Here is a 12,644-nt window from a genome sequence, read left to right on the forward strand (position 1 = left end):
TAAAATTTTTGAATTGTTAGTATTAGAAAGATAGCTCAATACCAAAAGACCATGTTTTGGTAAAAGGATAAGCTCTTCCCCAGAAGATTTCTGATTCATCAAGTTCAGGATCTACAGGAAGACGGCTATCTGCCCAAGTCACTAAGTTTTCTCCCGAAGCGTATATTCTTAATTTTTCTAAGCCTGCTTTTTTGATAAATTCTTTTGGTAAAGAATAACCAAGAGTTACATTTTTAAGACGTAAATAAGACATGTTAAGTAAATATCTTGTTTGAGTAACGAAGTTGTTCATACCTTCAGTACTACCCCCAAAAGCTTTTGATTCATTACCATAATAAGGATTAGGCCAGTAAGCTTCAGTATTATCAGGTGTCCAATAGTCAGATTGGTTAGCATACATTTGTTGAGGTGCACGATAGAATGGTAAAACAGCATCTGATGCAGCCCAATAATCACGTTTAGCAACTCCTTGGAAGAAACCAGAAATATCAATACCATGATATTTTCCACCTAAAGTTATTCCGTATTTGTAACGAGGTGTTGTATTACCAATTTTGCTTAAATCTCCATGGTCATCTGCAGTTCCTGCTCCACGTGATATAGTTCCATCTCCATTTGTGTCTACATAATGTACATCTCCAGGCCCGTATTTAAAACTACCAAGCATGGTTTTAGAATAGTCAACTCCATTTACCGTTTTACCATTGTTAGTAAACACGTCAGTAGATTGTAAAAGTCTATCACTTGTTAAACCCCAGATTTGACCAATTTCATATCCGTCATAATAGGTAGTTAATAATTTAGAACTGTTGTTCCATTTTGTAACTACCGATTTGTAATCAGATAAAGCAAGGTCTACAAATACTGATGCATTATCATTTATTTGTTTGTTAAAGTTCAATGCCAATTCCCATCCTCTTGTTCTCATGTTTCCTGAGTTTGTTTGAGCAGCATCTTGACCAAATGAACCCGGAAGTGTTATACCAGGAGCAAGCATCCCTTTTGTATCACGTTGGTACCAGTCAAACGAAGCACTAAGCATATCAAAAATTCTAATATCGATACCTACATCTTTAGTATATACTTTTTCCCAAGTTAATGATGGGTCAACGTTGCTTGGTAACTCTGTAGAAGGAGGCAATACGGCTCCACCATTTATCCACGAAGGATTTTTAGTTTTCATTATAGATAAGAAAGCATTGTTTCCAATGTTTTGATTTCCGATAGATCCCATAGAAGCACGTAATTTAAGGTCGTTTAACCATCCACGTGTACCTTCCATAAAAGATTCATTAACAATTTTGTATCCTATAGATGCTGATGGGAAGAATCCCCATTGTTGATCTGTAGGAAATTTAGAAGAACCATCATAACGAGCATTTAATTCTAATAAATAAATTCCGTTATAATCATAATTTACACGACCGAAGAAACCTGCGATAGAATAGCTTGTTACATTCGGGTTCAAATCAGTATTTGTAGCTCCAGAAACAAATTGTTCTCCTACTGCAAGGTTAAATTCTGGTTTTGTTTTGTCTAAAAGTGTATTTCTTCTTGCATAAGTACGAGAGAAATCTTGCCACTCTGAGTTAAAACCTCCTAAGAATTTTAAATTATGTTTATTGAGTTGCTTTTTATAGTTAGCATAAATATTAACAACATTTGTTCTTGTTTCTGCTTTTGATTGTGCTACAAAATCATTTCCTGCTTCAAGAGTTGCAGGTGTAGCTGTTTGTATTGTTGTAGCGTCGTATGGCATAGATGACCAGCTATCCCAAGCTTGAAATTTACCACCGTTTTGTTTTCTTGAGTAATAATCAGTAACACTGCTTATCTCAGTAATTAAATTAAGATCTTTGGTTATTTCTGCTGTAAATTTAGCACTTAATCTATTATTGTATTGGTCATTTTCGTTCATAGAAGCATTAGATAAATATCCTCCCGCAGTACGGAAATTATATCCTCTATACGTTCCAAAGTTTGGAGTGTATTGTCCCCAACGAAGTGCATAACCAAAATAACCTCCATATTTTGTATCATCAGTACCAGAACCACCATAATAGTTAAATGGTTGATCATAGCTACTACGAATAGTCATTACCTTGAAATCTCCTGTAAGCCAATCCGTTAATTTTGTAGTAAAACCTAAATTGATATTAGTTCTCTTTCTAGTTTCCTGATTTACTCTTAACATACCTTGTTGGTCTGTAATAGCAAACGAAGCAAAGAAGGAACTTTTTTCTCCCAGATTACCTTGTGCAGAGAAATTGTGAGAAGTTTGAAGTGCATTTTTTGCATACATTTCTTTATTTGCATCCCAAACTCTGTAGAAATAAGGTGTACCATTTTTAATTTCCCAATCTTCACCATAAACCATTTCATTACTGGTACGATTGTTTGCGTATTTTTCTTTCCAGGTTTTAATACCTGCAAGTAAAGTATTGTAGTTTGCACCAAAAAATTCTGGGGTAGAACCATCAGTACGAGTTCCAGCTGCAATTAGTCCCGGAATTTCTTCTGTAGGATCTAAGAATTGTAGTGTAGAAATAGGATTGGTAAAAGCAGTGTTTCCGCTATAAGAGAATCTAACTTTTCCTTCTCCCGTTTTTCCTCCTTTTGTAGTAATAAGCACTACTCCAAAAGCAGCACGAGCACCGTATATAGATGCTGAGGCGGCATCTTTAAGTACAGATATTGTTGCTACATCATTAGGGTTAATAAGAGATAAATCCGTAGGGACTCCATCAACCAATATTAAAGGATCGTCAGAACCATTAGCATTCACAGTTCCAGATCCACGTATGTTTATTTTTGCCATACGATTAATGTTTCCAGAGTTAAAGCTAACATTTACACCAGGTGTGGTACCTTGTAAAGCCTTGCTCACATCAGTTAAAGGTCGGCTACCAATTGTTTTGGCAACATCGATAGACGCAACAGCACCAGTTACATTAGTTTTTTTCTGAGAAGAGAATCCCACGACAACTACTTCATCTAATTTTGAAGCGGTTTCAGAGAGATCAACATTAACCTTTTGTTGTCCCTCAACTTTTACCACTTTGGTTTCAAAACCCATGTAGCTAAAGCTAAGGCTTTCTCCTTGTGATACTGCGATACTGTAGTTACCATCAAAATCAGTAGAGCTACCTTTTGCAGTTCCTTGAATAAGGACACTAACTCCAGGTATAGGAATCCCATCCGCTTTGTTTTTTACAGTTCCGGTAATTGTTTTCGTTTGCCCAAATGTTACTTGAATGAACAAAACCAACAATGAAATAAGGAATAATTTTTTCATGATAATTTGGTTTTTTTAATGGTTGTTGAGCAAATATATTTATTTAATGCATATAAATGCGTCATTTTGTAATTTTTTTCAAAAATTAACTAAAATAACGCAAAACAACGCATTTTTTACGTAACAATACCCTATAAGGTCTATAGGGGATTCAAAATATGCAAACTATTGCATATACTAAGGAGTCCTCAGCTTTTGAATTGAATTATTTGATATATTTGTGCTGAATTTTTAATTTTTAAAAAATGCTGAAAGCCGAAAGACATAAATACATAATGACTAAACTCCTTGAAGAACAAAAGGTTGTTACAACGGATTTGGCTTTGGCTCTAGATTTGTCTGAAGACACTATAAGGAGAGATTTGAATGAATTAGACAGTAAGAATCTTCTTGAGAAAGTTTACGGAGGTGCTATACAGCCTACAGAAAAATCTGTTGATGTTTTTGATATTGTCATATCGGCAGAAGAAGAAAAGAAAAAAAATGTCACAAAAGCATTGTCATTATTGCATGATGGACAGGTTATTATAATGAGCGGAGGGAGCACCAATCTTGTGTTTGCGAAGCTAATTCCTTCCGATTTAAAGGCTACAATCTATACATATAGCTTACCTATAGCGATGCAATTATCCCAGCATCCTAATATAGATTTAATATTTATAGGTGGAAAAATGCAAAAAAATGCAATGGTTACTATAGGTATGGATGTAATCCAGGTTTTATCTAAGATTAAAGCCGATATCTGCTTTATAGGAGCTAGTAGTATTAATGTGAAACAAGGTTTAACAGAGATAGGTTATGAAGTGTCTATTGTAAAGAAAGCAATGATAGAGTCTTCTGACAGAGTGGTTTCGATGTTTTCTTCGAATAAATTAAATACTAAAATGCCTCATGTAGTTTGCGAACTTAGCCAACTAGATACTATTGTTACAAATCTAGATCCCGAAGATCCAGCGCTGGAAGAATATAGAAAATCAGGGGTTTTTGTATTGTAATTTGAGATTCAGTCAGTGATTTCTGCGTTATTTTACGGTATTTTAATTTAATTTTGTTAAATAACGCAAAATAATGTATTCGTTTTGTTTTTTGTATATATTTGTTAAACTAATTTTTTAACTAAGAGATATATTATGAAAACCAATACTTCTTTGGCTTACGACATACCCGGCAAATTTGAAGAAACCCGATTTGAGAAAAATCATAATGTGATTTTTGATAATTCTATTGTAGGTTCAAAAGCAGTTGCTCAGGAAATAGCCGAATTAATCCGTTCAAAACAAGCCAAGAATAAAACTTGTGTACTTGGTCTGTCAACAGGCTCATCACCTATAAAAGTATACGAAGAGTTGGTTCGCTTGCACAAAGAAGAAGGTCTTAGTTTTTACAATGTAGTTACTTTTAATCTGGATGAATATTATCCGATGACCAAAGAGAACCGTCAGAGTTATCATTATTTCATGCACCAGTATCTGTTTAATCATATAGATATAAAGCCAGAAAACGTAAATATTCCAGACGGAACAGTAGTTTTAGAAGAACTGAATCAATATTGTGTTGATTATGAAATGAAAATAAAAGAAGCTGGAGGTCTTGATTTTCAACTTTTAGGAATTGGTCGTACAGGACACGTAGGATTTAATGAGCCAGGATCACACATTAATTCAGGAACAAGAATTATTACACTAGATCACATTACCAGAGTCGATGCTTCATCAGACTTTAATGGTATCGATAACGTTCCTAAAAGAGCAATTACCATGGGAGTTTCTACAATTCTTAGATCTAAAAGAATTGTTTTGATGGCTTGGGGACAAAATAAAGCCGAAATCATCAAGAGAACTATTCAGGGAGATATAAGTTCAGAAGTTCCTGCTACATTTTTGCAAAATCATTCAAACGCAACTTTCGTATTAGATAAATCTTCAGCATCAGAATTAACACGATTTGAAACACCGTGGTTAGTAGGCGGATGTACTTGGACACAAGAATTAAAAAGCAAAGCAATCGTTTGGCTTTGTAAAGAAACCAAACAATCTATATTAAAACTTACCGACAGAGATTATAACAATAATGGTATGTCAGATCTTTTGGCGCAAGAAGGTTCTGCTTATGATTTGAATATTAATATGTTCAATGTTTTACAGCATACCATTACAGGTTGGCCAGGAGGAAAACCAAATACAGATGATTCACACCGCCCAGAGAGAGCCAATCCAGCTAAGAAAAGAGTAATCCTTTTTAGTCCACATCCAGATGATGATGTGATATCTATGGGAGGAACATTTTCTAAATTAATAAAACAAGGACACGATGTACATGTAGTATACCAAACTTCAGGTAATATTGCAGTTACAGATGACGAAGCATTAAAATTTGCCGAAGTATGTAGTGATTTTGTTGGAAAAGAAATTGGAGAAGTTAATTTTTCATCAGTTATTAATTTCCTGAATAATAAAACAGAAAATCAAATTGATTCTTTAGAAGTTCGAAAATTAAAAGGACTTATAAGAAGACGTGAGTCATACGCAGCCACAAGATATATTGGTTTAAAAGACGAGAATACCCATTTCCTGGATCTTCCTTTTTATGAAACAGGACAAGTAAAGAAAAATCCTTTAGGCATTGAAGACATTGCTATCGTTAAAGATATTATTGCCAAAATAAAACCACATCAGGTATTTGCAGCAGGAGATTTGGCAGATCCACACGGAACGCATGAAGTATGCTTGAATGCAATATTTGCAGCCATGAAAGAGCTAAAGTCAGAACTTTATATGAATGATTGCTGGTTGTGGTTATATAGAGGAGCTTGGCACGAATGGGATATTCACGAAATAGATATGGCAGTACCATTAAGTCCATCAGAAGTATTATTAAAACGTCATGCGATTTTATACCATCAATCTCAGAAAGATAGAGTAATGTTTCAAGGAAATGACTCAAGAGAATTCTGGGTTAGAGCCGAAGACCGTAATAAAAATACAGCCTTTTTATATGATCAATTAGGATTGGCTGAATACGAAGCAATCGAAGCATTTAAACGTTTTGATTATTAATAATTTGTGTTAGTTTAATAGATTTCCAATTAAGGATTATAATCCTGCAAGATTTTGTACCGCAGACCTAACTTTTTTAAATGCAGTTAGGTCTAATCTTGCTAACTTGCAAGGTTAAATAATACCTTGGAGTACAATAGTAAAAAATAATAGCAATATCACCATTAAATGTCTGATTCTCTTCAATTACAGCAATTATCCGATTCATTAGAAGGAACCCTTTTTTATGACGAGCTTCATAAAAAATTATATGCCACTGATGCATCTGCGTATAGAATTATACCGCAAGCAGTAGCAGTTCCAAAAACAGAAGAAGATATTGTTAAGATTATTCGCTTTGCGGCAAAAAATAAGATTTCGATAACGCCTAGAACGGCAGGAACTTCTTTGGCAGGGCAAACGGTAGGAAACGGAATAATTGTAGATGTTTCTAAACATTTTACCAAGATTGTTGCTTTTGATGCTGCGAAGAAAACCATAACAGTTCAGCCCGGAGTAATTCGTGATGAACTGAATTTATATTTAAAACCACACGGATTATTCTTTGGCCCTAATACATCGACTACAAATAGATGTATGATTGGCGGAATGGTAGGGAATAATTCATCAGGAACAACATCAATACGCTATGGAGTTACACGTGATAAAATAGTCGAGATAAAAGCTGTTTTAAGTGACGGAAGCATTGTTGTATTTAAGGAAATGTCTTCGGAAGAGTTTATAGAAAAGACAAAAGGAGATTCGCTGGAAAGTAAAATCTATAAAGCAATTTATGAGGAACTTTCGAATAAAGAAAATCAGGAAGAAATTGTAAAAGAATTTCCAAAACCTGAAATTCACAGAAGAAATACAGGATATGCAATTGATTTATTATTAAAATCAGACTTATTTTCGGGTACAGAAAACACAATAAATTTAGGGAAGCTACTTTGCGGAAGTGAAGGAACTTTGGCATTTACTACAGAAATTACACTGAAAGTAGATGATTTGCCACCAACAAATAATGTTATGGTAGTGGCACATTTTCATACTATTCAGGAAAGTTTAGAAGCCGTAGTTACCGCAATGAAACATCATTTGTACACTTGCGAAATGATGGATGATACGATATTAGATTGTACCAAAACAAATAGAGAACAAGCTAAAAACAGGTTTTTTATTGTGGGAGAACCTAAGGCAGTTATAATGCTCGAAGTAGGATCACACATTAGTATGGAAGATGCCGAATTACAGGCAGATGCTTTGATTAAAGATCTTGAGGAAAATAATTTTGGGTATGCTTTGCCTAAAATTTATGGAAGCGATATTGATAAAATAAATGAATTACGAAAAGCAGGATTGGGACTTTTGGGAAGTATTGTAGGCGATGATAAAGCTGCAGATTCTATAGAAGATACAGCGGTTGAGCTAAGTGATTTACCTAATTATATTGCCGATTTTTCTGCCATGATGGAAAGTCATGGACAAAGCGCCATTTATTATGCACACGCAGGAGCAGGAGAAATACATTTACGTCCGGTTTTAAATTTAAAAACAAAAGAAGGATTACACCAATTTAGAAACATTGCTACTGAAGTGGCTATTTTGGTAAAAAAATATAGAGGTTCACTAAGTGGAGAACACGGTGACGGAATAGTTCGTGGAGAGTTTTTACCTTTTATGATAGGCGAAAAAAATTACGAATTATTAAAACGAATTAAAAGTGCTTTTGACCCACATACAATTTTGAATGTTGGAAAAATTGTAAACGCTTGGAAGATGGATGAAAATCTTCGGGTAGAATCGGGAAGGGTAGAACCAGATATTAAAACCATTCAGGATTTCTCAGATAGTATGGGGATTTTGCGTGCTGCCGAAAAATGTAATGGTTCAGGCGATTGCAGAAAATTACCTTCGGCAGGAGGAACTTTATGTCCAAGTTACCGCGCCACCAGAAATGAGAAAGATACAACTCGCGCTAGAGCCAATGCACTGAGAGAATATTTAACCCATTCGGAGAAAGACAATAAATTCGACCACGAAGAATTGTATAAAGTATTTGAGTTGTGTGTGAGCTGTAAAGCCTGTGCAAGCGAATGTCCGAGTAATGTAGATGTAGCTACTTTAAAATCGGAGTTTTTATACCAATACCAAAAAGCAAACGGATTTTCGGTTCGAAATAAAATATTTGCTTTCAATTCGAAATTGAATAAGCTAGGAAGTATTGCACCTTCCATGACAAATTTTGTAGCAAATTTAGGTTTTGTTAAAAAAAGCATGGGAATTGCATCTCAAAGACAAGTTCCATTATTAGCGCCAACAACGTTTAGAAAGTGGTACGAAAAAAATAAAAAATCAGCAAAAAGCAATTCTTTTACAAACGGAAAAGTCTATCTGTTTTGTGATGAGTTTACCAATTATTATGATGTTCCAGTTGGGATAGATGCTTATGAATTACTTACAGGATTAGGTTACGAAGTAATAATTGTAGATCACGAAGAAAGCGGGAGAGCCTTTATATCAAAAGGATTTTTGGAAGAAGCACAAGAAATCGCCAATAAAAACGTAGGTATTTTTAAAGATTTAATTTCAGAAAATACGCCGCTGATAGGAATCGAACCATCGGCTATATTGACTTTTAGAGACGAATATATTCGATTAGCAAAGGACAAAGAAAGTGCTGAGAAATTATCAAAAAATACATTTACAGTCGAAGAGTTCTTTAAGAGAGAAATTGCAACAGGAAAAATTCATTCGGGGCAATTTTCAGATGTAGAGAAAACAATAAAAATTCACGGGCACTGTCATCAAAAATCATTGAGTACAGTCGAAGCTTCTTTTGCTATGCTTAATGTACCTAAAAATAGTTCGGTTACTATTTATAATTCAGGTTGTTGTGGTATGGCAGGTTCATTTGGATATGAAAAAGAGCATTACGAAATCAGTATGCAAATGGGTGAGGATACGTTGTTCCCGAAAATTCGTTCAACCGAAGCAACAACTGCAATTGCGGCTGCAGGAACGAGTTGCCGTCATCAGATTTTTGACGGAACCAACAGAAAAGCAATGCATCCAGTGACGATTTTGAGGGATTGTTTGAAGTAAATTTCTCGAACATAAATTTTATGTTTTTTGAGTTTCATTAAATAAATAAGATTGTAACAAAAAAAGTTAACCATATAAGAGATAAAAGGAAATATAAGCATGGCTGATTGGCATAAAACTTAAATGAACTTATATCGCTTATATGGTTAGAATAATTTTATTGACCTAGCTGTAGCTTTAAAGTCAGTGAAATAAGGACTTAGAGAAAGAAAGTTAAATCATTTAACCCGTTATATTTTCTTGTCAAAATGTATTAGAAATAAAAATTCTCATACATTTTGAAGAAAAGCTATTGCCCCTTTTTAACCAAAAGAAACCATAATTCTATGAAAAAAACAATCTATACATTACTCTTAGTATTTCTGTTTTTCTCGGCAAAAGCGGCTAAGACAGACACAATACAAGTGTTTAGCACATCGATGAATAAAAACATAAAGACGTGTGTAATAGTTCCTGATAATTACAAAAAAAGCAAGAAAAATTTACCAGTTGTGTATCTGCTTCATGGATATAGCGGAAATTATGCAACTTGGGTAAAAAGTTTTAAAGAAGTTGGAGAACAGGTAGATAAATATGGATTTATAGTAATTGGTGTTGATGGAAATTATTCAAGTTGGTATTTTGATAGTCCGATTGACCCAACTTTTAAATATGAAACTTATGTTGTAGAAGAGTTAGTTCCCTTTATAGACAAAAATTACAAAACAATTGCAAGTCGTGAGGGTCGTGCCATATCAGGTCTTAGTATGGGCGGACACGGAGCATTGTATCTTTCGTTTAAACATCAGGATGTGTTTGGAGCTGCGGGAAGTATGAGTGGAGGAGTAGATTTTCGTCCGTTTCCTGAAAAATGGGATATAAAAAAACGCTTAGGTTCCATAACAGAATTTCCTGATAATTGGGACAAAAATACAGTAGTAAATATGCTCGGATTGGTAGAGAGCAACAATATAAAACTTATTATCGATTGCGGTGTGGATGATTTTTTTATTGATGTAAATAGAGAACTTCATACAAAGATGCTCAGTCTAAAAATAAATCATGATTATATAGAACGTCCAGGGAAACACAATATCGAATATTGGGAAAACTCCCTGAAATTTCAATTACTGTTTTTTTATAATTTTTTCAATAGCGTAAAGTAGGTACAAAGGTTCAGAGAAACAAAGGTTCAAAGGTTTCCTATAGATACGCATATAGACGCACAGTGTAGAGACGCACCGCAGTGCGTCTAACGCAACAATAACAGACATTGCGTCTAAAGGATCAAAAGATTTTTTTTCGCCACGAATTAATGAATTTACACGAATTAAATCTGCTAAATCTGCGAGAGAAAAAACACAAAGATGTTTTGTAGAGACGCACCGCATTGCGTCTAACACAACGTAACCACAATATAATTTGTTTCAAAATAAAGTAAAAAACAAACCAATGAAACATTCATTTTCGATAATATTATTACTTTTTATAATTGCATCAGGGTTTTCTCAGAAGGCAGAAAAATCAGGGAATATCAAGTTTGTACAACTTACAGATTTGCATGTTTCTGTGGGGAACGAAAATGATTTTTTGTTGCAAGACATTATAAAAGAAATCAATAATTCGGATAATGAATTTGTTGTAGTAACAGGAGATTTAACAAATCGTGGCGCAGACGATGAACTAAAGCAAGTACATTCAATTCTTGCAAAACTGAAAATTCCGTATTATGTAATCTCAGGAAATCACGAAACCAATTGGAGCGAAAGCGCAGGACTAACGTATAAAAAAATATGGGGCAATGATAGATTTGTTTTTTCAAAAGGAGACTATCTTTTTATCGGATTTCCGTGTGGTCCATACATGAAAATGGGAGATGGTTTTGTAAAGCATGAAGATGTCCTTTGGCTTGACCAAACCTTAAAAGACAGTCTTAAGAACAGCAATAAAAAAGTACTGAACTTTGCACATTACCCATTAGATAATAGTGTGAGTAATTATAAAGAAGTACTCTCTGTTCTAGAAAAGTATCCTACAGTTGTAAGTTTCTGTGGTCACGGACATACTTTAAAAAAATACGATTTCTCGGGATTAAGCGGAATAATGGGAGCATCTATTACTTCACGCGACGGAAAAACAAAAAGTTATAACGAGGTTGTAATCAGTAATGATAGTATTAGTGTTTATCAGAAAATGATAGGTAAAGCAGGAGTATTTAATTTCTCAGTTCCAACAAAACCTTCAAAAATTGAAATTCCAAAAGACAATTTAGAGGCTAATTTCCCTCCATTTATAAAAGACATTGCATCTATTTATAGTGTTCCTTGTTTTGATAAAAAGAGTGTTTATTTTACCAATTCTATTGGTGAGATACAATCGGTTAATTTGAAAAATAAAACGCTTAATTGGAAAACAGAAACAGGAAACGCAATTTATTTCGCACCAATTATTGTAAAAAACAATCTTGTTATTGGTACGATAGAAGGGAATTTGTTAGGGTTTAATGTCGAATCGGGAAAGCAAAAATGGAGCATAGTAGTTGGCGGAGTTTTGGTAGGTTCGCCAATTGTCGAGAATAATAAAATTTATACAGCAAGTTCTACAGCATTTATTTGTATTGATGCCGTTAGCGGACAGGTAATCTGGAAGAATAACTTACCACAATCGTATTCGCAAGGAACACCATTAATACAAGGTGATAAAATCATTTTTGGAGCATGGGATGCCAATGTATATTGCTTAAATAAAAATACGGGAGCACTTATTTGGAGATGGAATAACGGTAATACAAATCAGCTTTTATACTCGGCTGGAAATGTAAATGTAGCATCTACAAAAAACAGACTTTACTTTGTTACTCCCGAACGTTTTCTAACCATTTTGAATATCGAAACAGGTAAAACTCTTTTAAGAACTTCTAAATGGAAAGTTAGAGAATCGATGGGGAAAAGTCAAGAAGGAAAGTGGTTTTATGCAAAAACAATGAATGGCGAATTGCTAAGATTACCATTAAGTGACAATCTGGAATTGACAGAAGAAAATTTGATTGCAAAAAGCAAAGTTTTAGATTTAAAACTAGGGTACGAACATAATCCGGCAGCAATAATAGAAAGTAACAATAAAATATATATAGGAAGCAGAAAAGGAGAAGTTGTTATTGTAGATGCAGAGAAATTTGAGATTATAAAATAAATTAATTTAGGAAGTTCGAGTGTAAATGGATTTACAGT

The 12,644-nt window shown here is 34.1% G+C and carries 6 protein-coding genes; 5 read left to right on the plus strand and 1 reads right to left on the minus strand.

What is annotated here, in order from left to right:
* Window positions 1-22: 22 nt before the first annotated feature.
* Complete coding sequence (locus IW20_RS22065) at window positions 23-3,295, minus strand: SusC/RagA family TonB-linked outer membrane protein (protein WP_035627683.1); 3,273 nt, start codon at window positions 3,293-3,295, stop codon at window positions 23-25.
* A gap of 245 nt (window positions 3,296-3,540) precedes the next feature.
* On the opposite strand from IW20_RS22065, the gene IW20_RS22070 reads away from it, so the two are divergent.
* The 5 genes from IW20_RS22070 to IW20_RS22090 all read left to right on the plus strand — a co-directional run bounded on the left by IW20_RS22070 (window position 3,541) and on the right by IW20_RS22090 (window position 12,606).
* Window positions 3,541-4,290 carry a DeoR/GlpR family DNA-binding transcription regulator gene (locus IW20_RS22070; RefSeq protein ID WP_035627685.1) on the plus strand — a complete coding sequence of 250 codons (750 nt, stop codon included), beginning with the start codon at window positions 3,541-3,543 and terminating at the stop codon, window positions 4,288-4,290.
* A gap of 135 nt (window positions 4,291-4,425) precedes the next feature.
* A complete protein-coding gene (gene nagB / locus IW20_RS22075; protein WP_035627687.1) occupies window positions 4,426-6,351 on the plus strand; it encodes a glucosamine-6-phosphate deaminase in 1,926 nt (641 codons plus the stop codon).
* Between the two features lie 168 nt (window positions 6,352-6,519).
* Window positions 6,520-9,435 (plus strand): FAD-binding and (Fe-S)-binding domain-containing protein, encoded by a 2,916-nt coding sequence (locus IW20_RS22080; protein WP_035627689.1) that lies wholly within the window; start codon window positions 6,520-6,522, stop codon window positions 9,433-9,435.
* 326 nt (window positions 9,436-9,761) lie between these two features.
* Entirely contained in the window at window positions 9,762-10,580 is an 819-nt protein-coding gene (locus IW20_RS22085) for an alpha/beta hydrolase (protein WP_035627691.1), read from the plus strand.
* 286 nt (window positions 10,581-10,866) lie between these two features.
* The gene (locus tag IW20_RS22090; protein WP_035627693.1) at window positions 10,867-12,606 is read left to right on the plus strand and encodes an outer membrane protein assembly factor BamB family protein; all 1,740 of its coding nucleotides are present in this window, start codon (window positions 10,867-10,869) and stop codon (window positions 12,604-12,606) included.
* Window positions 12,607-12,644 lie beyond the last annotated feature (38 nt).

Origin of the sequence: Flavobacterium hydatis, assembly GCF_000737695.1 — a bacterium.
GTDB classification, from domain to species: domain Bacteria; phylum Bacteroidota; class Bacteroidia; order Flavobacteriales; family Flavobacteriaceae; genus Flavobacterium; species Flavobacterium hydatis.